The organism is Myroides sp. NP-2 (genome assembly GCF_014145665.1).
Classification (GTDB): Bacteria; Bacteroidota; Bacteroidia; order Flavobacteriales; family Flavobacteriaceae; genus Flavobacterium.
The window spans coordinates 35,092-59,000 of sequence record NZ_JACHTD010000018.1 but is presented as its reverse complement, the minus strand read 5'-3'; the positions used below and the strand labels follow the sequence as shown (position 1 = coordinate 59,000).

The 23,909-nt window shown below is 38.3% G+C and carries 18 protein-coding genes and 5 tRNA genes; 10 read left to right on the top strand and 13 right to left on the bottom strand.

Going from position 1 to position 23,909, the window contains the following annotated elements; all coding sequences use genetic code 11:
* Positions 1–276 (top strand): hypothetical protein (locus H4K35_RS15675; RefSeq protein ID WP_220497698.1); only part of this gene is annotated, 276 nt, incomplete at its 5' end.
* Here the strand turns inward: H4K35_RS15675 and H4K35_RS14295 are convergent.
* Entirely contained in the window at positions 273–578 is a 306-nt protein-coding gene (locus tag H4K35_RS14295; RefSeq protein ID WP_182628628.1) for a DUF6804 family protein, read from the bottom strand. The two genes, H4K35_RS15675 and H4K35_RS14295, sit on opposite strands and share 4 nt — an antisense overlap.
* A 242-nt stretch (positions 579–820) precedes the next feature.
* Between H4K35_RS14295 and gcvT the strand changes: the two genes are divergently transcribed.
* The 4 genes from gcvT (at position 821) to H4K35_RS14275 (ending at position 4,540) form a co-directional block, all read left to right on the top strand.
* Positions 821–1,903 carry a glycine cleavage system aminomethyltransferase GcvT gene (gcvT, locus tag H4K35_RS14290; protein ID WP_182628627.1) on the top strand — a complete coding sequence of 361 codons (1,083 nt, stop codon included), beginning with the start codon at positions 821–823 and terminating at the stop codon, positions 1,901–1,903.
* A gap of 99 nt (positions 1,904–2,002) precedes the next feature.
* Positions 2,003–2,713, top strand: a complete 711-nt coding sequence (locus tag H4K35_RS14285) for a YebC/PmpR family DNA-binding transcriptional regulator (protein WP_182628626.1) — start codon at positions 2,003–2,005, stop codon at positions 2,711–2,713.
* A gap of 174 nt (positions 2,714–2,887) precedes the next feature.
* Positions 2,888–3,742 carry a neutral zinc metallopeptidase gene (locus H4K35_RS14280; protein WP_182628625.1) on the top strand — a complete coding sequence of 285 codons (855 nt, stop codon included), beginning with the start codon at positions 2,888–2,890 and terminating at the stop codon, positions 3,740–3,742.
* Between the two features lie 21 nt (positions 3,743–3,763).
* Positions 3,764–4,540, top strand: a complete 777-nt coding sequence (locus H4K35_RS14275) for a hypothetical protein (protein ID WP_182628624.1) — start codon at positions 3,764–3,766, stop codon at positions 4,538–4,540.
* 296 nt (positions 4,541–4,836) lie between these two features.
* On the opposite strand, the gene H4K35_RS14270 is transcribed toward H4K35_RS14275, so the two are convergent.
* A complete protein-coding gene (locus H4K35_RS14270) occupies positions 4,837–6,372 on the bottom strand; it encodes a YifB family Mg chelatase-like AAA ATPase (protein ID WP_182628623.1) in 1,536 nt (511 codons plus the stop codon).
* A 924-nt stretch (positions 6,373–7,296) separates the two neighbouring features.
* On the opposite strand from H4K35_RS14270, the gene H4K35_RS14265 reads away from it, so the two are divergent.
* The 3 genes from H4K35_RS14265 to H4K35_RS14255 are packed head-to-tail and all read left to right on the top strand — an operon-like array spanning position 7,297 to position 13,135.
* Positions 7,297–8,454: an efflux RND transporter periplasmic adaptor subunit gene (locus tag H4K35_RS14265; RefSeq protein ID WP_255492488.1), complete on the top strand. Its 1,158-nt coding sequence runs from the start codon at positions 7,297–7,299 to the stop codon at positions 8,452–8,454.
* A gap of 48 nt (positions 8,455–8,502) precedes the next feature.
* Complete coding sequence (locus H4K35_RS14260; protein WP_182628622.1) at positions 8,503–11,652, top strand: efflux RND transporter permease subunit; 3,150 nt, start codon at positions 8,503–8,505, stop codon at positions 11,650–11,652.
* Between the two features lie 10 nt (positions 11,653–11,662).
* A complete protein-coding gene (locus tag H4K35_RS14255; protein ID WP_182628621.1) occupies positions 11,663–13,135 on the top strand; it encodes an efflux transporter outer membrane subunit in 1,473 nt (490 codons plus the stop codon).
* A gap of 42 nt (positions 13,136–13,177) precedes the next feature.
* Here the strand turns inward: H4K35_RS14255 and H4K35_RS14250 are convergent, their stop codons facing one another.
* Positions 13,178–14,242, bottom strand: a complete 1,065-nt coding sequence (locus tag H4K35_RS14250; RefSeq protein ID WP_182628620.1) for a tetratricopeptide repeat protein — start codon at positions 14,240–14,242, stop codon at positions 13,178–13,180.
* 183 nt (positions 14,243–14,425) lie between these two features.
* Here H4K35_RS14250 and H4K35_RS14245 point away from each other — a divergent pair, with 183 nt between their 5' ends.
* Positions 14,426–14,896, top strand: a complete 471-nt coding sequence (locus tag H4K35_RS14245) for a DUF4265 domain-containing protein (protein WP_182628619.1) — start codon at positions 14,426–14,428, stop codon at positions 14,894–14,896.
* 48 nt (positions 14,897–14,944) lie between these two features.
* Here the strand turns inward: H4K35_RS14245 and H4K35_RS14240 are convergent, their stop codons facing one another.
* Genes H4K35_RS14240 through argS form a run of 4 tightly spaced genes read right to left on the bottom strand, consistent with a single transcriptional unit; the run spans position 14,945 to position 21,344 of the window.
* The gene (locus tag H4K35_RS14240) at positions 14,945–16,606 is read right to left on the bottom strand and encodes an MBOAT family protein (protein ID WP_182628618.1); all 1,662 of its coding nucleotides are present in this window, start codon (positions 16,604–16,606) and stop codon (positions 14,945–14,947) included.
* The gene (locus H4K35_RS14235) at positions 16,593–18,038 is read right to left on the bottom strand and encodes a LysM peptidoglycan-binding domain-containing protein (RefSeq protein WP_182628617.1); all 1,446 of its coding nucleotides are present in this window, start codon (positions 18,036–18,038) and stop codon (positions 16,593–16,595) included. The genes H4K35_RS14240 and H4K35_RS14235 overlap by 14 nt, the downstream gene beginning before the upstream one ends.
* On the bottom strand, positions 18,031–19,533 hold the full coding sequence (locus H4K35_RS14230) for a hypothetical protein (protein WP_182628616.1): 1,503 nt from the start codon (positions 19,531–19,533) through the stop codon (positions 18,031–18,033). The genes H4K35_RS14235 and H4K35_RS14230 overlap by 8 nt, the downstream gene beginning before the upstream one ends.
* 32 nt (positions 19,534–19,565) lie before the next feature.
* A complete protein-coding gene (gene argS / locus H4K35_RS14225; protein ID WP_182628615.1) occupies positions 19,566–21,344 on the bottom strand; it encodes an arginine--tRNA ligase in 1,779 nt (592 codons plus the stop codon).
* Between the two features lie 169 nt (positions 21,345–21,513).
* Here argS and H4K35_RS14220 point away from each other — a divergent pair, with 169 nt between their 5' ends.
* Positions 21,514–21,945, top strand: a complete 432-nt coding sequence (locus H4K35_RS14220; RefSeq protein ID WP_182628614.1) for a PH domain-containing protein — start codon at positions 21,514–21,516, stop codon at positions 21,943–21,945.
* 38 nt (positions 21,946–21,983) lie between these two features.
* Here the strand turns inward: H4K35_RS14220 and H4K35_RS14215 are convergent.
* The 6 genes from H4K35_RS14215 to H4K35_RS14190 all read right to left on the bottom strand — a co-directional run bounded on the left by H4K35_RS14215 (position 21,984) and on the right by H4K35_RS14190 (position 23,810).
* Positions 21,984–22,058, bottom strand: a tRNA-Val gene (locus H4K35_RS14215).
* A gap of 47 nt (positions 22,059–22,105) precedes the next feature.
* A tRNA-Val gene (locus tag H4K35_RS14210) sits at positions 22,106–22,180 on the bottom strand.
* 25 nt (positions 22,181–22,205) lie between these two features.
* Positions 22,206–22,280 (bottom strand) — tRNA-Val (locus H4K35_RS14205).
* Between the two features lie 25 nt (positions 22,281–22,305).
* Positions 22,306–22,380, bottom strand: a tRNA-Val gene (locus H4K35_RS14200).
* Positions 22,381–22,427: 47 nt separating this feature from the next.
* Positions 22,428–22,505, bottom strand: a tRNA-Val gene (locus tag H4K35_RS14195).
* 87 nt (positions 22,506–22,592) lie between these two features.
* Entirely contained in the window at positions 22,593–23,810 is a 1,218-nt protein-coding gene (locus H4K35_RS14190) for a folylpolyglutamate synthase/dihydrofolate synthase family protein (protein ID WP_182628613.1), read from the bottom strand.
* Positions 23,811–23,909: the final 99 nt, after the last annotated feature.

Sequence of the window (23,909 nt, the reverse complement as noted above, 5' to 3'; positions counted from 1 at the left end):
CATTTACCACTCATCATTTACCACTCATCATTTACCACTCATCATTTACCACTCATCATTTACCACTCATCATTTACCACTCATCATTTACCACTCATCATTTACCACTCATCATTTACCACTCATCATTTACCCCACTCACCATTTACCACTCACCATTTACCACTCACCATTTACCACTCACCATTTACCACTTTCCCTTGTCCCAAAAAAAAAGTCATTCGCAAGGCGAATGACTTTTTAAAAAATATTTCTTGTTTTTTAACTTTTCATTAAATAGCTTTGCTAAGCTTACTTTTCGAAGTAAATAAGGTAACAGCTAGAAAAGCTACGATTACACCGTGTAAGACCATCCAAACCGTTGCTCCAAAAGGAAGAGGAACGAAAGGTTGAAACAAAATAATCAAAGCAACATACAATCCTGTCCCCTTAATATTTGCTTCCACATGTGAATTGTAAGCTAGGATCCCGAATAATGCAATTAAGATGAATTTTGTCAATTCATAAAAATCTTGTGGCACACTTAGCATTCCTGCTACTAACAATAAAATTGCGCCTATTTTCAATCCTTTTTCCATAGTTTATATATTATTTTAATACACTGCAAAGATACGACCTAACGAACTGAAAACCAAGCTAAAGAGCATTTTTCAAAAATTCAAAAAAAATACAGCATTAGTTCATAAACTAGGGAATTTTATCTTAATTATATTGTAAATATCTCAATATCAAGGGGTGTTTATTGAATATAAAATCCTATTTTCAAATCCAATAAAATTAGTTTACTTTAGCGCTATTATTAAAATTGATATACAACACGATGAAACAAGTAACTTTAAATCACATTCACGAAGGTTTAGGAGCTAAAATGGTTCCATTTGCAGGTTTTTCAATGCCTGTTCAATATGAGGGTGTAAATGCAGAACACGAGACAGTTAGAAACGGTGTGGGCGTATTTGATGTATCTCACATGGGAATTTTCAAACTCTCTGGTCCAAATGCCTTGCCATTAATCCAAAAAGTTACTTCAAACGACGCTTCTACACTAGTAGATGGAAAAGCACAATACTGTTACTTTCCAAATGAAAAAGGAGGAGTAATTGACGATATCATCACATATAGAGTAAATGAAAACGAATACCTTATGGTGGTTAATGCATCTAATATCGATAAAGATTGGGCATGGATTAGCCAACATAACGATGTAAATGCAACGATCGAAAACTTATCTGATAGCTATTCTATCTTAGCTATTCAAGGTCCTAAAGCGGTTGAGGCGATGCAAAGCTTAACAGCAGTAAACTTAGCTGAGCTTAAATTCTACAACTTTACCATTGATACATTCGCTGGTGCGAAAGATGTTGTTATTTCTGCAACAGGCTATACAGGTTCTGGAGGATTTGAGATTTATGCAAAGAACGAAGACATCGAGATGATCTGGAATAAAGTATTCGAAGCTGGTGCAAACTGGGGGATCAAACCCATCGGATTAGCTGCTCGTGATACCTTGCGTCTAGAAATGGGATACTGCTTATATGGCAATGAGCTAAACGACGAAATTTCACCGTTAGAAGCTGGATTAGGTTGGGTAACTAAATTCACCAAAGACTTTATTAGCGCCGATATCTTAAAAGCACAAAAAGAAGCGGGTCTGAAAAATAAATTAGTAGGTTTCGAATTAGTGGAAAAAGGAATTCCAAGACACGATTACGAAATTGTTGATGCAACGGGTTCTGTTATCGGAAAAGTGACGTCTGGAACGATGTCTCCTTCTTTAGGAAAAGGAATCGGAATGGGGTATGTTACGCTTGAGCATGCAGCAGAAGGTAGCGCAATCTACATCCGCATTAGAAAAAATGACGTTGAAGCAAAAGTGGTAAAAACACCCTTTTACAAAAAATAATTCAATCGAAAATCAGGGGCTTAAAATAAGCCCCTCATTTTTATGATATATTTTTTTTATCTTTTATTTTTGCACAATTAAATCAAGTTATAAATTATTATGGGAAGAGCGTTTGAATTTAGAAAAGGACGTAAGCTAAAACGTTGGTCTGCTATGGCAAAAACGTTTACGAGAATTGGTAAGGATATTGTAATGGCTATTAAAGAAGGCGGACCTAACCCTGATACAAACTCTCGATTACGTGCAGTCATGCAAAACGCGAAGGCAGCCAATATGCCAAAGGAAAACGTAGAGCGTGCAATAAAACGTGCAACTGACAAAGACACCGAAAACTACAAAGAAGTAATGTTCGAAGGCTATGGCCCACACGGAATTGCTTTCTTAATCGAATGTGCAACGGATAACAACAACCGTACTGTTGCCAATATCAGAAGCTATTTCAACAAGTGTAATGGTACACTAGGTACTTCAGGTTCTGTAGAATTTATGTTTGATCATACCTGTAACTTTAGAATTCCTACTGATCCCAACAGAGACTTAGAAGAATTCGAATTAGAGTTAATTGACTTCGGAATCGACGAAATATTTGAAGATGAGGACGGTGTTATGATCTATGCTCCTTTTGAAAGTTTTGGCGCAATCCAAAAAGAATTAGAAAGCAGAAACATCGAAATCTTATCCTCTGGTTTTGACCGCATTCCACAAGTTACAAAAGAACTATCTGAAGCGGAACAAGCAGATGTAGACAAATTATTAGAAAAGATTGAAGAAGATGATGACGTACAAAACGTTTTCACTACAATGGCATAAAAAAAAGCTTCCCTCGGGAAGCTTTTTTAGTTACTGCTTCACAGTTTAGTAAACCCTGCACAAAACCCATAAAACGCGCAAAGAACAAACCGCGCAATCTGAACGCATAACTCATCTCACATACCCCATTTCAACCTTTTTTTTCATACATTTACGAAAAAATAGGAATTTCACATGAAATGGAAAAATCGTACAGAAAGTAAAAACGTACAAGACAATAGAGGAAAATCAATGGCTGGAAAAACAGCTATTGGCGGTGGTTTACTAGGAATTATCGCCATGTTACTCGTTGTCTTTGGCGGTGAAACAGGACAACAAATAGCACCCGTTTTAGAACAGCTGAACCAAGGAAATACAACAGAACAAGTAGAAACGCGTACCCTTTCTTCAGAAGAAGTAGAAATGGGTAAAATGGTTTCGGTTATGTTTAAAGATACAGAGGATGTATGGCATGCTATATTTGATCAAATGGGACAAATTTACCAAGAGCCAAAGCTGCATCTTTTTGACGATCAAGTGCAAACCAAATGTGGACATGCACAAGCTAGTGTAGGTCCTTTCTATTGTCCGGCAGATCAAACAATCTATATGGACTTGCGCTTCTTTGAAGAGCTACACCAACGATTTGGCGCTGAAAAAGGCAACTTTGCTATTGCTTATGTCCTAGCCCATGAAGTGGGTCATCACGTCCAAAACTTAATGGGGACCAACGCCAAGGTTTGGGAACAACAACAGCTCTTATCCAAAAAAGAAGCCAATAAACTTTCTGTTGCTCAAGAACTTCAAGCAGATTATTATGCAGGAGTTTGGGCCAAACACATTCAAAAATATTTAGAACCTAAAGATATCGATATTGCCCTAAGTGCCGCTCAAGCCGTTGGTGACGATGCCATTCAGAAAAGAGTTACTGGACAAGTAAATCCTGATTCTTTTACCCATGGTACCTCCAAACAACGCAAAGAATGGTTTATGAAAGGATACCAAACCGGAAACATTAACCAAGGCAATACCTTCGATTTCATCAAATAATAACTTACTTTAAACAAACAAATGAACCATTTAAAACAAACAATTCAAAGAATAAAAGACGAAGGATACAACATTCAACCTTTTTTTGTGATGCGCGAAGCCGCTATTTACTACAAAAAAACCCTCTTATTGGTTGTTGTCAGCCTCTTGTTGGCTTTCTTTTTTGTTTCTTTTTTGGGATCCATTGCCTTGACGCGATTAACCGATATCAAGGAAACGGCTAGTCCTGTTGAAATGCAAGAACAATTATTGGAATTAACAAATCAACTCACCCAACCTCCCCTATTATATGCCTACTTACTTACAGCGGTACTATTCTCCGCTTTAGCAAGTATCCTAATCGCTGGTTTTTACAAAATTAACGCTGAGGCCGCTACCGGACAAACCCCTCGCTTTTTAAGTGTTTTTAAATACTTCTTTAGCCTTAGAGGATTGTATGTTTTTATTGCACAAGGACTCATCACCTTATTGTTTACTATATTATCGGTTTTGCTCAAAGAGTACCAACTGGAAATGGTATCCCTAATCATCAATTGGCTGATTAATATCCTAACGCTATTTGCTACGCCTCTAATCATCTTTGGGCGTATGACACCGCTAGCTGCTATTAAAACGAGTATTCAAGTAGTGAATAAACAACCGATTCCAATTATATTAACGGTAATTCTAAATTACTTTTTAGTGTTCTCTGGCTTGTTTTTCTTTGTTGTGGGAATCTTAATTACGTTGCCGTATTTATTCTCCATTTACTTTACGCTATACAAACAAATCATCGGCTACAACATAGAAGAAGCTTAAGTATGGTAAAAGAGTGATGAGAGGATTTTTTCAATAAATAGAAGAGTCTCTGTTTTTTCGCTCGGTTAACTATTTACTCAGTTTGTTCCATTAGCTCTTTGACTAGATAAAACATGAAAAATCCCGTAGCATTTATACTGCGGGATTTTTTTTGCAGTTCGCATAGTACATACCACTTACCACTCACCACTTACCACTCACCACTTACCACTCACCACTTACCACTCACCACTCACCACTCACCACTCACCACTTACCACTCACCACTCACCACTTACCACTTACCACTTACCACATCAAAACCACCCCTCTCTATCCAAACTGCGATATTGAATGGCTTCGGCAATGTGATGGGAGTGAATGCATTCTTGCTTATCTAGATCGGCTATCGTCCGGGCTACTTTGAGAATACGATCATAAGCACGAGCGGACAAGTTTAAGCGTTCCATAGCAGATTTGAGCAGCGCTAAGGAGTCGGAATCTAAGGCGCAATATTTCCGCAGTAAAGCGGTTGACATTTGAGCGTTATAGTGTATGCCGGGGTGATTGACAAAGCGCTGCACTTGTTTCTTTCGCGCTTCCATCACGCGTTCTCGAATTGCTTCACTAGGCTCTGCCAGTTGCTTATCTGCTAATTTTTCAAATGGAACAGGAGTTACTTCAATGTGTAAGTCGATCCGATCCAATAGAGGCCCCGATATTTTATTGATATAGCGCTGCATTTCGGCTTGTGTTGATTGCATCATCGAGCCCGGCTCGTGAAAATAGCCACTCGGACTAGGGTTCATACTGGCGACTAACATAAAAGAAGAAGGATAGGTAATAGTGAACTTGGCACGCGAAATCGTCACTTCACGATCTTCTAATGGTTGACGCATTACTTCTAATACTTCCCGTTTAAACTCAGGCAATTCGTCTAAAAATAAAACGCCATTATGGGCTAAGGAAATCTCTCCTGGTTGTGGATAACTTCCTCCGCCAACCAAAGCAACAGATGAAGCTGTATGATGAGGATTGCGAAAAGGACGCACGCGAATTAACCCTTTGTCTTTGGCCTTGCCGACTACACTGTGAATTTTGGTTGTTTCTAGCGACTCCGCTAAAGTCATCGGAGGCAATATACTCGCCAATCGTTTGGCCAGCATGGTCTTACCAGAACCCGGCGGTCCAATTAGAATAATGTTATGCCCACCCGAAGCAGCAATCTCCATCGCGCGTTTGATGCTTTCTTGTCCTTTGACATCTTTAAAATCTCGATCTAAGTGATCTTCTTGATCGACGACATCACCCTCAAAATCCAACTGATAGGGTTCTAATACCGTCTTGCCTTCAAAGAATGCAATAACTTCTTCAATGCTATCTACACCATAAACGGCTAATCCATCGACAACCGCTGCTTCTTTCTGATTTTCCTTGGGAAGAATTATCCCCTTAAACCCCTCTTCTTTTGCCTTAATTGCAATTGGCAATGCTCCATTGATACTCTGCAACGCTCCATCCAACGACAATTCTCCCATGACAATATAATCTGCTTCATTGAGGTGCATTTTAATCTGATCTGATGCTATTAAAATTCCCATAGCAATTGGCAAATCGTAAGCAGAGCCTTCTTTTCGCATATTGGCAGGCGCCAAATTGATGGTGATTCGCTTTCCAGGTAACCGATACCCTACATTGGATAAAGCGGCGGCAATTCGATAGGAACTCTCTTTGATGGCATTATCGGCTAATCCAACCAAATAATATCCAACCCCGTGATCTACATTTACCTCTGTTGTAATTGTCGTTGCGTCAATTCCAAAAACAGCACTTCCATATATTTTTGTCAACATCCCTCCTATTTTGGTTTACAGTTTCATCTCTTAACGGTACAAAATGTATTCCTCATCTTCTTTTATTACCAAAATAAGGTGCATTTTGAACGAAATTGCCTAGAAACCTTTTCTATTTCATCTTTTATTTGCCAACACCATTTGGGAAAAAATAAAAAAAGTTCAATACCCGAAGACACTGAACTTTTTTATAACACTACAATATAATATACTTAATTTTTATTTGCCTTTTTTCTATTGGCAAGATACAGCTTGTTCACACATAAACATGCAGTCGTTAATCGACAACCTACACTACTTACAAGGAGTATTCAAGGTTATAATAAAAGACATAAGACATCGCCATTAAACAAAATACCCAACAGTACCGCATTGCAAAATGACTCCTATATATCATGCTTTTATTCTCAGTTCCGCAAGAGTTTTAGGGTCATCCCTTCGCCTATTGCGAATTATCCATCCTTAGAAACCCTTCTTGTTAAGGTTAGATGTATAAAGATAGCCACAATAATTTGAATATACAAAAGAAGCAGATACAAACCTCATCCTTCCTTACCTCATCTGCGATTGAGCCTATATGCGGTATCTTCAGCCTCATTTTCGGGTATAAAGCTTCTGCATCTACTTGTATATTGTTAATTTTATGCTTACTATTCACCAACTTAATCAAAAATTATTCCTAAATTGAATAGGACAATATGTAGAGTTGTAGAACACATCCCCAACTTTCAACGGTTTTTAAAAAAAATTACTGGGGATAAACTAATATTTATAAACAATTTAAAAATTACAACAATCTAAATATCAACAACTTAGATAAAATATCCCAATTTAAGTTACAAAATGTAACTATTTTGGCACTCTAGTTGAATAAGTACTATCACAGAAGAAATAATTCATCACCTACAACAAATAATAAATAGTATGAAAATGATAACAAATCGAAAAGTGTTTTTTATTGGTTTTGCAGCCTTGCTTATGATTGGAACGCTTGTTGCTATTAACAGTTGCAACATTGGCAATTCTAAAACACTAGATCCGAGAGAAAATGCAATTGCATTACCTATCATCCAAGTTGATACCACAACTGCTATTACGATTAAAGATTATATTGGAAATATTGAGGGAAAGATCAATGTAGAAATTCGCCCACAAGTAGAAGGAACTCTAGACAAAATTTTTGTGGATGAGGGAGCTTATGTACAAGAAGGGCAACCGCTATTCCAAATTAATCCCCAACCGTATCAGGAGATTTTAAACAATATGATCGCGACTGAAAATGTAGAAAAAGCAAAGTTAAAAAATGCACAGTTAGAGATTGACCGTTTAAAACCGTTGATTGACAATGAGGTTATTGCAGAAGTACAATTGGAAACGGCAAAGTCAAACTACGAGATTGCTAGAGCATCCCTGGCGAAAGCGACAGCTGCAGTGGCTAGTGCTCAAATTAATATAGATTACACCACGATCAAAGCGCCTGTTAGTGGATACATTGGTCGTATGCCAAAGCGCATCGGTAACTTAGTGAGCAAAGGCGACAAAGAACCGCTTACCGTTTTAACAGACGTAAGTGAAGTATATGTTTACTTTGGTATGAGTGAATCTGATTTCCTCTACTTTACAAAAGGCACAAAAAAATCAGATAGTACTCGTATCACTTCTTCGGGACAAATTCTTCCGGAAGTAACTTTAATCTTAGCCGATGGGCATGAGTATAGCGAAAAAGGAAAAGTTGATATGGTAAACGGACAAGTAAACAGAAACACAGGTTCTATTTCTTTGCGTGCTTCTTTTCCAAACTCGCAAGATGTTATGCGTTCCGGAAATACAGGTACTGTTAAACTTCAAGAGACCAAAGCGCACGTCATTCTAATTCCGCAAGAAGTTACAACGGCTATCCAAGATAAAACCTTCGTTTATATTTTAGACGCAGAAGATAAAGTGAAGCTACAGTCGATCCAATTAGACGGAGTATCTGGAACAAATTATATTGTATCCGAGGGATTGCAGATCGGAGATCGCGTAATCAAAACTGGATTTGACAAATTAACAGAAGGCATGTATGTAAAAGCGATGAACTAATCCATCGCCACTGCTTCTTTATTTTCACCTTTACTAAATTCAAAAAATATGCTAAAGACTATTATAAATCGTCCCATACTAGCTACCGTAATTTCGATCATGTTCGTTTTACTTGGGCTAGTAGGACTAACGTTGTTGCCTATTACTCGATTTCCTGAAATTGCTCCTCCTAGTGTAAGTGTATCGACCTCTTATCCTGGAGCCAATGCTGAAACCGTAGCACAAAGTGTCTTACTTCCAATCGAAGAAGCCATTAATGGGGTTGATAATATGACCTACATTAGCTCCAAAGCGAGTAATAGTGGATCGGGAACGATCAACGTATTCTTTAAAGCGGGAACAGATCCCGATCAAGCGGCTGTAAACGTACAAAATCGCGTGAGTAAAGCCGCTAGTGATTTGCCTTCTGAAGTAAATGAAAACGGTATTTCTGTTACTCCTCGTCAGAGTGGTAATATTATGACCATCAACTTTTACAGCGATCACCCTGAAGAAATATACGACGAAACCTTCCTCCAAGCTTTTACACAAATCAACATTAATAGAGAACTCTTACGCGTTCCTGGTGTTGCAGCTGTTGGACGTGTGGGGGCTCGTGATTACTCCATGCGTACATGGTTAAATCCAGAGAAATTAGCGCTATACGGCTTAACTCCTCAAGATGTAATTGCAGCGATTAAGGATCAAAACTTTGAAATTGCACCAGGTAACTTTGGTGAAACTTCGGAAGAAGCATTTGAAACTGCACTAAAACACAAAGGAAGATTCAGTCAGCCTGAAGAATATGAAAATATTGTAATTAAAACCAATGTCGACGGATCAGTACTCTTGTTAAAAGATGTTGCTCGTGTTGAATTTGGAGCATCCAACGTAGGAAGTGACAACAGCGTTAATGGTTTTCCAGGTTTGACGATGAATATTACCCAAACCTCAGGCTCTAACGCTAGAGAAATTGATATCGCTGTGCGAAAAGTATTGGAGCGCATTTCAACTACTTTTCCCAAAGGGATCCACTATGAAATTAGCTATTCTGTAAAAGATCAAATAGACGAGTCGATTAACCAAGTGAAAACCACACTTTTCGAAGCCTTTTTCTTGGTATTCATTATCGTATATTTATTCTTACAAGATTTTAGATCGACGATTATTCCCGCGATTGCCATTCCTATTTCGTTAATTGGAACCTTATTCTTTATCTATTTAATGGGCTTCTCCATTAATGTATTGACCATGTTCGCTCTCGTACTCGCCATCGGAATTGTGGTGGATGATGCGATTGTCGTCGTGGAGGCGATTCACGAGAAAATGCATCAAACGGGTCTCAAAGCAAAAGAGGCAACACTTGAAACGATGAGTGAGATTACACGTGCGATTATCTCCATTACCTTGGTGATGTCTGCCGTATTCTTACCTGTAGGTTTTATGCAAGGTCCTGCTGGAATTTTTTACAAGCAATTTGCCTATACCCTAGCCTTTGCCATTCTAATTTCAGCCGTGAATGCCTTGACTTTGAGCCCTGCGCTTTGTGCCTTGTTTTTGAAGCAACCCGAGCCCGAAGAACTGGCAAAACAGAAGGAAAAAAATCCTATTAAGAGAGTATCTGCGCGTTTTTTCTTTGCATTTAATACCGCTTTTGACTCGTTTACCAATAAATACGTAGCGACCATCGGCAAATTAATTCGCAACAAAAAAGTAGCAATTTCAGGTTTAGCTCTCATCATCGGATTAGGTGTATTCTTTTTGTATAAAACGCCTTCGTCTTTTATTCCAAGAGAGGATGATAGTTTCATCACCTATTCTCTAGCTATGCCTCCTGGTGCTTCTTTAGCTCGAACGAAAGTCGTTTTGGCCAAAGCCGATAGCATCTTGAAACAGCGAACGGATATTGAGGGGATGACAGCCATCTCGGGATACAACACAATTGACGGAAATGCTAGTCCCTCTTTTGCTGTAGGATACATCAATTTGAAACCGTACAAGAAAAGAGGAAAAGTAAAAAATATAGATCAAATCATCGAAGAAGTTCAAAAAGATTTATCGGTGATTAACGAAGCATCCTTCAACGTTTTCCCACGACCAACTATTCAAGGGTTTGGGGACTTTGGTGGAATTGAATTTGTTTTGCAAGATCGCTTAGGTGGGGACTTTACTTCATTTAGCCAAGCGGCAGATGATGTAATTAAAACACTCAATGAGCGTGAAGAAATCGGTACTGCTTTTACTTCGTTCAAAGCGAACTTCCCCCAGTATTTGTTGGAAATCGACTATATTAAAGCGAAGTCGTTAGGCGTGAGTGTGAAGGATTTAATGACCACCATTAAAAACTATTACGGTAGGGTAAAAGCAGGCGATTTCAACCGTTTTGGACGTACGTATCGCGTGTATATGCAAGCGGATATTGAATATAGAGAAAACCCTCAATCGTTTAATTCCATCTACGTTAAAAACAAGGATGGCGAAATGTTACCAGCCAATACCTTAGTCAAACTGAAAAAAGTATTGGGTCCACAAACGGTGAGTAGATATAACTTGTACAATGCTATCACAGTAAAAGTAAACCCAAGTCAGGGGTATAGTACTGGAGATGCGATGAAAGCAATCGAAGAAGTAGCAAGCAAAATGCCTGGAAACTATTCGTATGAGTTCACGGGTATGTCTTTGGAGGAAAAAGACTCGGGTAATCAAGCGATTTTCATCTTTGCCTTGAGTATTATCTTCGTTTACTTTCTCTTGGCAGCGCAATATGAAAGCTATTTCTTGCCTATTGCTATCTTATTGACTGTACCGACAGGAATCTTAGGTGTAGCTTTATTTGTCAATTTAGCAGGCTTACAAAACAATATCTACGTGCAAGTAGGTTTGGTTATGTTAATTGGATTGTTGGCGAAGAACGCCATTCTAATTATTGAATTTGCGCTTCAACAGCGTAAAAAGGGGCTATCTGTAGTAGATTCAGCTATAGAAGGAGCAAAAATGAGACTACGTCCAATTTTGATGACTTCCTTTGCTTTCGTCGCAGGATTAATTCCCTTGATGTTTACCGTTGGACCGTCTGCACAAGGAAATCACTCCATTAGTTTTAGTGCGGCTGGAGGAATGCTATTTGGAGTAGCTGCAGGTATTTTTATCATTCCTGTTTTATTTGTCATCTTCCAAAATATTGATGAACGATTAAAAGCAAAATTTACTAACGATTAAAAACAAAAGCATGATAAATAAAAGCAATACATCGCATTTCGCCCTCGTTGTTATACTGGGTGCTGGTTTGACTTTATTTCAAGCTTGTGCACCTCAATCGAAATACAGAACGCCTACTTTTGAGCTTCCTGAACAATACAGAGGCCAAAAGGATAGCCTAGCGCAAGGAGACTCCCTAACAATATCAGCTATCAAATGGCGCGATTTCTTTCAAGACGAGCAGCTAACAAATTTGATCGACAAGGGATTGTCTCACAACTTTGACATGCAAAATGCGCTTAAAAACTTGGAAATCGCCGCTCAAAAAACAAAACAAGCCAAGCTAGAATGGTTACCTTCTTTAGACCTTGAAGCAGGTAGTGTGGCATATCAGTATCGTTCGGAGAACTATTATGGAACGCCCTCTTCAAATTATTACAAAAATAAAGGAGAAGAACCACCTACAAATATGTATGTCAATTCAGCTCAATATACCTCTGGATTGGCCTTGAGTTGGGAAATAGACATTTGGGGAAAGATCAAGAGTCAAACAGCAGAACAATTGGCTCGTTTTCTCCAAACTGAAGAAGCGCGTAAAGCCATTCAAACAGAGCTGATTGCGCAAATTGCGCAAGGATATTACACCCTATTGCTGCTTGATGCACAGATGGAAGTAGCTCAAACCAACTATGAACTAACGAAAAACACGTTAAAAATAGTGGAATTGCAACGCGATGCGGGACAAATAACTTCCTTAGCCATCACACAAACAAAAAACCAAATGTTGGTGGCAAAGGCGTTAATTCCTTCGTTAAAACAGCAAATTGCCATTCAAGAAAACGCCTTATCCCTGCTAACAGGTCAGCTACCAACGAGTATACAGCGCGAGATAACCCTAACAGACGTCAAACAAGAAGAACTTGGTAGTACAGGACTTCCTTTGGCTTTGTTGCAGTATCGTCCCGATGTACAAGTTGCGGAGTTAGAACTAAAAGCGAAAAATGCTGCCGTGGGCGTGGCACAAACAGCGCGATATCCTGCGCTAACCATTAACTTAGAAGGAGGTCTAAACAGCATGCTTGGCGAAAATTGGTTCAATATACCTGGATCGCTCTTTGGAAGTTTGATCGGAAAAGTAACTAATCCAATTTTCAATAAACGCAAGCTAAAAACGGCCTTTGAGGTGGCAAAAATAGAGCGTACAAAAAGTGAGATTGACTTTCAAAAAACGGTGTATACCGCAGTAACGGAAGTTACCGATGCTTTAGTCAATTTAAAAACAACAGAAGAGCAAATTGAGATTGCAGATGAACAAGTAACCACTTCTCGATTAGGAGTGAAGCAATCTAATTTATTGTTTAACAGTGGATATGCAACCTATATTGAGGTAATCAACGCACAAAAAAACATGTTAGACAACGAACTAAATCTCAATAAATTAAAGCTTAACAAGCTCCAATATGGGGTACAATTATACAAAGCACTTGGCGGTGGTTGGCAATAACCAACAAAGTAATAAAAGCGAGTAGTGTTCTACTCGCTTTTGTTATTCTATTTCGATTCCGATTAACTCCCGGGATTTATCCACTACCCATTGCTCAAAAATGCGTACTTGGTCGATATGGCGATCAATCCACCTGCGGTTGCCGCCGGGTTTCATCTGACTGATGTAATTACAAAAGACATCGCTGTGCTTCTTTTGGTATAGCTCACTGAAAAAAGGCACATAAAAATTCCATTCCAAATCATGTTCCACTTGCTCCGCTGGTCTTTTTACCTCGCTAATTAACTCTAAAAAACGCGTTGTATTGGCGTAGAACGCATCGCCTTTAGTTGTATTTGTCTCAGAAATAGCAGTAGCTGCTGAAAGACTTAGTGCCATTTCTACCGTTGAAAATTTGGACGCCATCGCTTGACGTGTCAAGGTTAGATTGACGTTTTTTTTCTTTTTCGCCGATTCTCCTTCTGCTACGCCTGCTGTATAAAGACTCTTAATCAATTGTTCCATCTTTATTGTGCGAGCCGTATTAGTTTCTAATAACAAAAAGAAATAACCCGCCAACATTGCTTCGGTTCGCTTCCCCTTTTCTGCTTGCATCAACGCTAACATAAAATGGGAACTGGCATGCATTGGGTTTTCGTATATACCAGAATGTAAAGCTTGTTCTGCTTCTTCTATTTTTTTTACTTTCTTGTAAGCTATGGCCAAATTATAATAAACCATCGCATCGGCATTTCTATTTTCTACGGCATCCTCCAACAAGGCAATAGCCTCCTCCACCTGATTGAGGTTGCTCAAGGAAGAAGCTTTTACAACCACAGCAGGAATTACCAACCGCCCTCCTAAATCTATTGTTCGCTGACTGTGTTCAATTGCCAAATCATAATTCCCTTGATACATATAACTTTTTGCAATCTCGTAATGTCCTGAACTCGAATGCGGATCCAAATCCAACATTTTCTTATAACGCCCTATAGCCTGGTCGTACTTTCCTTCTTGTTGGAAAGCCAAGCCTTCTTTGAGTAATTCTTCTAATTGATTTTGAGCAGAAAGGGATAAAGTAGAAATCAAAAATAAAACAACAACATAAAAATATGATTTCATCAACATAATAAATAAGGTATTTTTTGGTCATTAGAGCCCCTAAGATACTCTTTTTTTTAGTGTGTATTAGCTGAAAAAACCACGGAATATTCTAACAAATAGGTGTGATTCCTTAAAAATTACGTTTATACCACCTATCTTTGTAGTCCATTTGAATAACATTATTTCCCTAATTAAAACCGAAAGAGCATGAAAGAACAATACGAACAAATCGCGATACAATATCACAGTGAAGTATTAGAAAAAGAAACAGAAGAAATTTTATGGGGAATTTTGGTCGATGAAGACAAACAATTATTTCAAATTGACAATATACCATTCTATGGGCCTGAGTTGTCTTGTGAGGATATTGTACATGCGGTGTATGACGAACAACAAAAGCGCTATCAACTCGTACATATCGAAAAGGCCTCTGGCAATAGCACGGTTCAAGTAATAGTTTTAAAGGAAAAATACAAGCGTGAGGATTTGTACAATGAAATTTTATACGCACAAACCGAAATTGAATTGGTTGATGATTACTACTTTGTGATTAATGTTCCAGCTCAAACGGATTACAAAAACGTATATGCGATTTTAGCGGCACTAGAAGAGGAACAAAGCATCACATTTGCTGAACCTAATTTATCGCCAAAACACAGTGCAGATATTCGAAAATAACAAAAGCCTCGCGAAACGCGAGGCTTTTTTGTATAATATATAAGTATTTTAGAATTGGAAGTAGATAAAAGGTTGAGGTCCTGCGGTGGCTGTTGCATAGACTACCCAGAATACAAACCCCAATATCACTGACTTCACAAATATTGGTGCCACGTTGAACCATTGGTGTGGAATAGCCATCCATCGCTTAGGAATGAAATGCCAAACAAATCCAATCGCAATCAATAAGAATACGTTTTTATATCCTTCGATAATCGTTAACCAAGCCGCCCAATCAAACTCTAATTCGCTAATATTGGACATCATATCCAAGGCCGTTTCGAATGAACTAGCGCGGAAGAAGATCCAACAAAACGTCACAAAGTGAAAAGTTAATAGAATAGAGACAATACGCCAAACAAATGAAGCGGGTTTATCTTTTTTGCGCGGAAACAGCTCCATAACTAATTTGTGGACTGCCAAGGCGATGCCGTGTAGCGCTCCCCAAACGATAAAACGCAAACTAGCTCCATGCCACAACCCACCCAACAACATCGTTGTCAGTAAGTTAAAATTAGTAAACAAACTCTTTCCTTTGGTTTTTGACAAGGCAATAGTCAACATAAAGACAACTAAAGCTAGTATTCCAATGATTAAGGGATAGATACTGTTGTTATAGCTGTAGATTCCCCATCCTATGATGCCAATAAAAAATAAAGCGGGGAAAAAATAACCGCCAAATGTTCCTTTTCGATTTCCTCCTACAGAGATATACAAAAAGTCTTTTAACCACGTAGACAAGGAGATGTGCCATCTTCTCCAGAATTCAGTAATTGACGTAGATTGATAGGGCACATTAAAGTTCATAGGCAATCGATAGCCCAAGAGTAAAGCAATACCGATAGCCATATCCGAATAACCAGAGAAGTCACAATAAATTTGTATTGCATAGCCATAAGAAGCCATTAAATTTTCAAAAGCCGAATAGCTATTGGGGGCATCAAAAACGCGATCCACAAAGTTAATCGAGATATAGTCAGAAATAACGGCCTTTTTCAACACCCCGCCGATGATGAGCAACATTCCTTCATTCACCTGATCACGAGTGACAATCAGATTGGAATAAATCTGTGGAATAAAGTCTTTTGCCCGAACAATCGGTCCGGCAACAAGTTGGGGGAAGAAAGAAATAAAGAACAAATAATCCAAGAAGTTCTTAGTTGGTTCAATTTCCTTTCGGTAAATTTCTATGATATAGCTGATCGATTGAAAGGTATAAAACGAAATTCCGACAGGCAAAATCAAGTCGTCTAAGTGCCATGTAGAATTGGCGAGGAAATTAAATCCATCCAAAAAGAAATTGGTGTATTTAAAGTATCCCAATAAGCCTAGGTTCAAGACGACACTGAGTGTCAAGAGCATCCGTTTTTTAGTCTCATTGGCACTTTTGTTAATCGTATTAGCAAAAGTATAATCCATTAAAGAGGAGCCGATTAAGATAAAAAGGTATAACCCACTAGATTTATAGTAGAAAAATAGGGAAAACAAGACCACATACAACAAACGCGCATGGAATGTTTTGCGTAAACCAATATAAATCAAATAAAAAACAATAAACATCCCTAAAAAAAGTCCCGAGTTAAACAACAAGGGTTCTTTAGGGTTAAATGTAAACCAATGGATCACGTCATCCCAGGTTACAGGGGGCATTTCTATATTAAATAGACTCATTTGTCTGGGCCGTTTCTGTTGTATAATAATTTTGATACACTTCCATTAAACCTTCATAAAACAAAGTTCCTGTGTATTCATATCCTTTAATTGTATAATGTACTAGATCTTTGGATAACATTTGCTCATCAACGAGATAAGGCAAGCCTAAAGTTCCTCCTAAATTGTAGTACATATCCCAAATTGCATATTGTTGATCAATCCCATTGATGATAATTTCGTTGGTTAATGCCGTAGCAACAGTGTTGGGAACTCCTTTGGAGAAATAGCTTGGCGGTGGTGAAGTGATTAAAATGGAAACTTGTGGATTTCGCTCCTTTACTTCTTTTAGAAAGCGATTCATTTCCACTTTAAAGCTTTCTTCATTCATTCGATCAAAGGCCTCGTTTGTTCCTAAGGAGATAATAATTAAATCGGCTTCTAAGCCTTCGAGTTGGCTAAAAAACAACGGATACTTGTTGTAATCAGAATAGCGTGCTCCATTTACGCCAATGGTGTGATATACAATACCCGCTTGATCGTTCTCTAGGACCAACCCATTGAGGTCGTATTGATCAGCTTGGGTAGCGGCATATAAATAAAACTGTTCTGTTGCATCCGGAAAATCAAACGCATAGAAATTTTTTGCTTTCTCGTATTTCACCGGTTGGAAAGAAGAAGCAGCAATTGCGGTATGTTCTACTTTTTTTCCAGGTACAAGTATGGTTTTTCCAGCCTGAATATTGGCCGATTTTAACTTATTTAAATGTTTTAATCTTGTTACGGTTGTATTGTATTTCTGAGCAATACTAGACAGGGATTCCCCTGCCTTAATTTTGTGTGAATTACTTTTGGTTACCGTACTAGTAAAGTTGAGTTCTTTGTCTGCAGTACCAATGCTATACACCAAATCATCGGAAGGTGTAAATAGCTTCACTTTCGTAAAGGCATATTTGCTATCGCGTAAATCTACTTTGATAACTGCGTCCTTTGCTGAAGAGGTTAAAGCAATCCCACTCAAACCAACTTTAGCTCCATTAACAGGAAAAATATTTCGTCTATTTTCCCATGAGGAATTGCTGGAATAGCGCACAAAATTATTGCTATTGGTACGTGCTAATTGATAGGGAAATGTAAATCCCAATCCTCCATTACCAAATTGTTCTTGGATCAAATTTCTCACGCGTCCACTAAAGAAATCGGCTTGAATATGAGAATCTCCAATGTGAACAATATTCACTTTTTTTCTTTTCCCTTCGCTCAATTCTTTTAAGCTATGAAAAAAGTGTTTCAATTGTTCAGGATAATAAATCACATTCTTATAGGGGGTATTGACTGAATCATTAGGAGTCAATACCTCGTTCAATGCTTGATCATCTTTCGTTTTTTGAGCAAAAACTCCTAAGCTACACAAAAACAGTAAAGGAGCGACAATGCTATTCCATCTAATCATTGGATACTGTAAATATTTCGTTTTGAACTTTTGTTGTTTGGACGGAATCTTCTTTATTTTTGTTTTTTTGACCCGTCAATTCTTTTCCTTTTTCTGCTTTATAGGCAGCATAACCTTCTTCTAATTGTTTGAAAATAAGAGAAGACACAGCTTGAGCACCTCTGAAGTTAAAGTGGGTATAATCTTTATTGGCCTTTGTAGGTGATTCCTCTACCCATTTCACCATCGATCCTTTTCCGCCCATGGCTTCATACAAATTGAAGAATCCTGTTTTGGATTCCATCGCGTATTTGCGTTGTGCGCGCATCAATGGCGTCACTGCAGAATCTGTTTGCATGGTTAAATTGTATTTAGTCGATTTATCTGCAGTTGAGATTACTAAAATAGATGCTTTTGGAAAACACTGCCTTAAATGACTAACGACTTTATTCATCTGTTTGGTATACCAACTGTAGTTGTATGACCCATAATTTAGCACATTTGTACCGTAATGTAAAATGATCAAGCTGTAATCAAGTTCTTTTTGGAACTGCTGCATCACGTTAACATTGAATAAAGACAAAGGCAATCCTGAATTTCCTCGACTCGAAAAATTATCGACCTGAACCCCTATTGCACTACTCACATCTACTCCATACAGTGGAATTGAGTCTGCGTGTACAAACTGCAATTTCAATTGCTTCAGGGAGCCATTGACTAATTTTACTTTATTCAGCGCTTTTGCCCCTTGTAGAGATTTGCGAATGGTATCTTTCTGCATGACCATTTCCACTGTCCCTCTTGTATTAGTCGATCGACCATAATACAAAGTAGGGTTATTTAGCGTAGTCATATTGCGGATACTACCTGCTTGATAACTCACCCATGTGGGTTTTACTGTATCTTTGACAAAGAACACTTGTCCGCCAATACCGAAAGGACTGCGTGGTTTTTTTACATTCAAATAGGATTGTACTTTCCAATTGGAAGAATATTTATGTACAACAGATCCGCGTGATTGAGCAGATTCGGATGTAATTTGTACAAAACCCACTCCTGACCCACCGTACTTATCTTGGTAATTTTTGCGCAGGTCTTGTACAATCATATCCCCATCCGTCATGGAATCGCCATAATACGCAATACGCACTCGTCCATCATTTTGGGTTTCTAATTGATACAAACGTCCGAAGAAATAATCTAAGAAAACCATACCTTTAAAGCTGGCCTCATTTTCGTTCGAAAACAACTCCTCCTCATTGATGATCATCACCTCTCCTTCTTTTGTTGTTTCTCCTGCATCTTCTTCTACACTTTCTTCACCCGCGTCTTTAGGTGGGGTTTTTTCTATGACATCCGCTTCTTTTTCATTTGCTATAGCCTCTAATAACAAGCTATCTATCACTACATTACTTGTTTTGGGCTTTGCTTCAGAAAAAATCTTTTGTGGCAAATTTGCCTTAAAGAATAAAAAAAAGCCACTAGCCAATATAATAATGGCTAATGACTGTATCATGTATGATTTTACTATTTTCACAAAGAACTAAATTACATACGATTTGGCACCGCAATTCCCAACAATGAGAAAGCGTCTTGGATCACCAAACCAACTTTTTGAGACAATTGTACTCTAAACGTTTTCAACGTTGTATCTTCTTCTCCAAGAATAGAAACCGATTGGTAGAAAGAGTTGTATTCTTTCACCACGTCATACACATAGTTTGCCACAAGTGCGGGGCTATGTGATTTTGCTGCATTTTGAATTACTTCTGGAAACTCTTCCAACAATTTGATAATTTCTTTTTCCTTTGGATCTAAAGCGATCGAAGGGGCAACAGTAGTAATATCAAAATCAGCTCTACGCAAAATAGATTGAATACGCGCATAAGTATATTGGATAAACGGTCCTGTATTTCCAGCAAAATCAACCGATTCTTCTGGGTTAAACAGAATGCGTTTTTTAGGATCAACTTTTAAAATATAGTATTTGAGCGCTCCTAAACCAATTGTTTTATACAGCGTCGCTTTTTCTTCTTCTGAGTAACCTTCTAGTTTTCCTAAATCTTCAGCAATAGTACGGGCTGTACTAGTCATCTCTTCCATCAATTCATCTGCGTCAACCACAGTTCCTTCTCTACTCTTCATCTTTCCTGATGGTAAATCTACCATGCCATACGACAAATGGAATAAACTATCGGCCCAGTCAAAACCTAAGCGCTTTAAGATTAAGAATAGTACTTTAAAGTGGTAATCTTGTTCATTCCCCACAGTATAAACCATCCCACCGATATCAGGAAAATCTTTAACACGTTGAATAGCCGTTCCGATATCTTGCGTCATATAAACCGATGTGCCATCACCACGAAGTACCAATTTTTCATCTAATCCTTCGTCTGTTAGGTCAATCCATACAGAGTTATCTTCTTTTTTGAAGAATACACCACGTGCTAATCCGTCTTCTACAACGTCTTTTCCTAATAGATACGTATCACTTTCGTAATAGTTTTTATTAAAATCAATTCCCAAATTAGCATAAGAAACAGCAAACCCATCGTAAACCCATTGGTTCATCTTTTTCCATAACTCAATTACTTCTGGTTTCCCAGCCTCCCAATCCAACAACATTTGTTTGGCTTCTTTGATAATCGGCGCCTCTGCTTTGGCTTGATCTTCTGTCATACCAGTAGCCATCAACGCTTTGATTTGCTCTTTATATTCAATATCGAATTTTACGTAGTAATTTCCGACTAATTTATCGCCTTTTAATCCTGTAGATTCAGGTGTTTCTCCTTGGCCAAACTTTTGCCAAGCCAACATCGACTTACATATATGGATTCCTCTATCATTAATAATTTGAGTTTTATACACCTTTTTCCCTGCTGCTTTTAAAATCTCAGCAACCGAAAACCCAAGTAAATTATTTCGAACATGCCCTAAGTGTAAAGGCTTATTGGTATTGGGTGAGGAATATTCAACTAATACGGCTTTGTCGTCCGCTTGTGGCGTTTGATATCCAAAATGAGCTTGTTTATACATCTTGGTGAAAGACGCTAAATAATACGCATCTGAAACAACTAAATTTAAAAATCCTTTTACTACATTAAACCGCACGATTTCAGCTGTATTTTCAACTAAATACTCACCAATTTTAGTACCTATCTCGATAGGATTACCTTTAATCTGTTTTAAGAAAGGGAAAATAACAACTGTAACATCTCCTTCAAATTCTTTTCTAGTAACTTGATATTCAACTTTATCAATTGCTACACCATACAGCTCTTGGGCTGCCTTAATAATCTGAGGGGTTAAAATCTGATTCAACATCATTAATAAATTTAATAGGCAAAGATAATTCTTATTTTTCCATGAATAAAATAGTTAAAAGGAAAAATTTCCCTCTTAAAGGCTTGTTCCCTATTTTTTTTACACTTTCAATCAAAACTTGAATTTTTCGACTTTAAACACTAGATTTGAGTACAACTACATTTAGTTTTACATGAAAAATATTCCAGCGAATAAAAAAGGTTTTTTTGTTTATCCCTTACTTGCAAGCCTACTTCCACTACTTATTCTCTATACTCATCAAGGTGCTTTATCTGTTATCAGTATTGAACTACTACTGAGTACCTTGCCTTTAGCGATTTTTGTGTGGGCTTATGCTTCGACTGTATATCGAATTGAGGACGGTTATTTCCAATACCGTTCTACCTTTATCAAAGGAAAAATAGCCATTTCAACGATCACTCGTCTTGAAGTGGGAAAGAACATGTGGGCAGGAACTAAGCCTGCGTTAAGTACGAAGGGAATAATAATCAAGTATAACCAATACGATGAGATCTATGTGGCTCCCCAGAGCAATTCGGATTTGGTTCGTGAATTTGTAGCGATTAATCCCTCTATTGAGGTGGTGAATCACGAGAAGAAATAGCAAAAAAAAGCCTATTCGCAATGAATAGGCTTTTTTTGTGGGCGATGAGGGATTCGAACCCCCGACCCTCTCGGTGTAAACGAGATGCTCTGAACCAGCTGAGCTAATCGCCCGAATATAAAATATACATTCGGAAAATTTCCAAATTTAGTATGAATTGTGGGCGATGAGGGATTCGAACCCCCGACCCCCTCGGTGTAAACGAGGTGCTCTGAACCAGCTGAGCTAATCGCCCGAATTGACGTTAATCTAAAAGATTGTGGGCGATGAGGGATTCGAACCCCCGACCCCCTCGGTGTAAACGAGGTGCTCTGAACCAGCTGAGCTAATCGCCCGAATTAACTTTTATTTAAAATATTGTGGGCGATGAGGGATTCGAACCCCCGACCCTCTCGGTGTAAACGAGATGCTCTGAACCAGCTGAGCTAATCGCCCTAATTAATATTTCTATAAATTCGGAATATTTTCAATATGTGTAAGAATGGTGGGCGATGAGGGATTCGAACCCCCGACCCTCTCGGTGTAAACGAGATGCTCTGAACCAGCTGAGCTAATCGCCCTTTCTTTATGAACGTGTAATCGTTTGTTGATTACGGGTGCAAATATACGACGGGATTTTATGTTTGCAAGCTTTTTGAAACTTTTTTTTATAAAATTTCTGCTACAACAAAAGTACTCCCCCCTATATAAATCAAGTCTTCCGCCTTTGCTTCTGCTTTTGCTTTCGCATAAGCTTCTGGTATTGAATCACAAACAATTCCCTCTAATCCAAATTCTTTTGCTTTTCCTGCCAAAATCTCAGCATCAAGTCCGCGAAAAATATTTGGCTTCGCAAAGAAGTATTTTGCTTCTTTAGGCAAAAAAGGAAGCACTCCTTGCAAATCTTTATCGTTCACCACTCCAAAAACAAAGTATAATTGGTTGTACTTTTCCGTTTTCAACTGCTCCATCACTATAGAAAGCCCATGCTCGTTGTGTGCTGTATCGGCAATTACCTTGGGATGTTCTTGTAAAATCTGCCAACGCCCTTGTAATTTGGTGTTAGCTACCACCCGATTCAACCCTTCTCGCTCATTTTCTGTTGTAATCGCTAGTTCTTTTCGCAACAATTCAATCGTCTGACGAACGGTGCGTATATTCTTTTGTTGGTAGATCCCCTTTAAATCGGAGGTATACGTATTGGAAGCGTACGTATCTTGCGCAAAGTAAATCGGACTTCCCATCTCTTTTGCCTTAGCGAGAAACACAGGTTTCGTCTCTTGAACATACTCCCCTATTACAACAGGGACACCCGCTTTAATAATTCCGGCTTTTTCTACTGCAATAGCCGCCAAAGTGTCACCTAAGAAAGCCACGTGATCTTTTCCAATATTCGTAATTACCGATACTAAAGGAGTAATAATATTAGTTGCGTCCAATCGACCGCCCATTCCCACTTCAATCACAGCAATATCTACCTGCATTTTTTTGAAGTATTCAAAAGCCATCCCTACGGTCATCTCAAAAAAGCTAAGTGATTCGCTTTCGAAAAACGATTGATTAGCTGCAATAAAATCAACAACAAAAGTAGCTGTAATTTCTTCTCCATTTACCTTAATGCGTTCGCGAAAATCTTTTAAGTGAGGAGAGGTGTACAACCCTACCTTATATCCTGCTTGTTGTAGGATAGACGCCAACATCGAGGAGGTTGATCCTTTTCCATTTGTACCCGCAATGTGTACGGTTTTTATTTCCCTTTCTGGGTGATTCAAATGTGCTGCTAATTTTTCTATATTGGATAAGTCTGCTTTATACGCTACTGCTCCTTGTTGTTGGTACATGGGCAATTGTTCAAACATCCACAAAACGGTTTCTTGATAAGTCATAGGTCAAAAGAGGATTGAAATCCGGTATTGTTGTTACTATAATTGTTACTTCCATATGAGATTCTAACGTTTCGCGCACGACTGCGTGCACTACACGGC

What these genes read in the sequence shown, in the direction of transcription:
- H4K35_RS14295 (WP_182628628.1), bottom strand. Translation starts at nt 578, where the DNA reads ATGGAAAAAGGATTGAAAATAGGCGCAATTTTATTGTTAGTAGCAGGA.
- gcvT (WP_182628627.1), top strand. Translation starts at nt 821, where the DNA reads ATGAAACAAGTAACTTTAAATCACATTCACGAAGGTTTAGGAGCTAAA.
- H4K35_RS14285 (WP_182628626.1), top strand. Translation starts at nt 2,003, where the DNA reads ATGGGAAGAGCGTTTGAATTTAGAAAAGGACGTAAGCTAAAACGTTGG.
- H4K35_RS14280 (WP_182628625.1), top strand. Translation starts at nt 2,888, where the DNA reads ATGAAATGGAAAAATCGTACAGAAAGTAAAAACGTACAAGACAATAGA.
- H4K35_RS14275 (WP_182628624.1), top strand. Translation starts at nt 3,764, where the DNA reads ATGAACCATTTAAAACAAACAATTCAAAGAATAAAAGACGAAGGATAC.
- H4K35_RS14270 (WP_182628623.1), bottom strand. Translation starts at nt 6,372, where the DNA reads ATGTTGACAAAAATATATGGAAGTGCTGTTTTTGGAATTGACGCAACG.
- H4K35_RS14265 (WP_255492488.1), top strand. Translation starts at nt 7,297, where the DNA reads ATGAAAATGATAACAAATCGAAAAGTGTTTTTTATTGGTTTTGCAGCC.
- H4K35_RS14260 (WP_182628622.1), top strand. Translation starts at nt 8,503, where the DNA reads ATGCTAAAGACTATTATAAATCGTCCCATACTAGCTACCGTAATTTCG.
- H4K35_RS14255 (WP_182628621.1), top strand. Translation starts at nt 11,663, where the DNA reads ATGATAAATAAAAGCAATACATCGCATTTCGCCCTCGTTGTTATACTG.
- H4K35_RS14250 (WP_182628620.1), bottom strand. Translation starts at nt 14,242, where the DNA reads ATGTTGATGAAATCATATTTTTATGTTGTTGTTTTATTTTTGATTTCT.
- H4K35_RS14245 (WP_182628619.1), top strand. Translation starts at nt 14,426, where the DNA reads ATGAAAGAACAATACGAACAAATCGCGATACAATATCACAGTGAAGTA.
- H4K35_RS14240 (WP_182628618.1), bottom strand. Translation starts at nt 16,606, where the DNA reads ATGAGTCTATTTAATATAGAAATGCCCCCTGTAACCTGGGATGACGTG.
- H4K35_RS14235 (WP_182628617.1), bottom strand. Translation starts at nt 18,038, where the DNA reads ATGATTAGATGGAATAGCATTGTCGCTCCTTTACTGTTTTTGTGTAGC.
- H4K35_RS14230 (WP_182628616.1), bottom strand. Translation starts at nt 19,533, where the DNA reads ATGATACAGTCATTAGCCATTATTATATTGGCTAGTGGCTTTTTTTTA.
- argS (WP_182628615.1), bottom strand. Translation starts at nt 21,344, where the DNA reads ATGATGTTGAATCAGATTTTAACCCCTCAGATTATTAAGGCAGCCCAA.
- H4K35_RS14220 (WP_182628614.1), top strand. Translation starts at nt 21,514, where the DNA reads ATGAAAAATATTCCAGCGAATAAAAAAGGTTTTTTTGTTTATCCCTTA.
- H4K35_RS14190 (WP_182628613.1), bottom strand. Translation starts at nt 23,810, where the DNA reads ATGACTTATCAAGAAACCGTTTTGTGGATGTTTGAACAATTGCCCATG.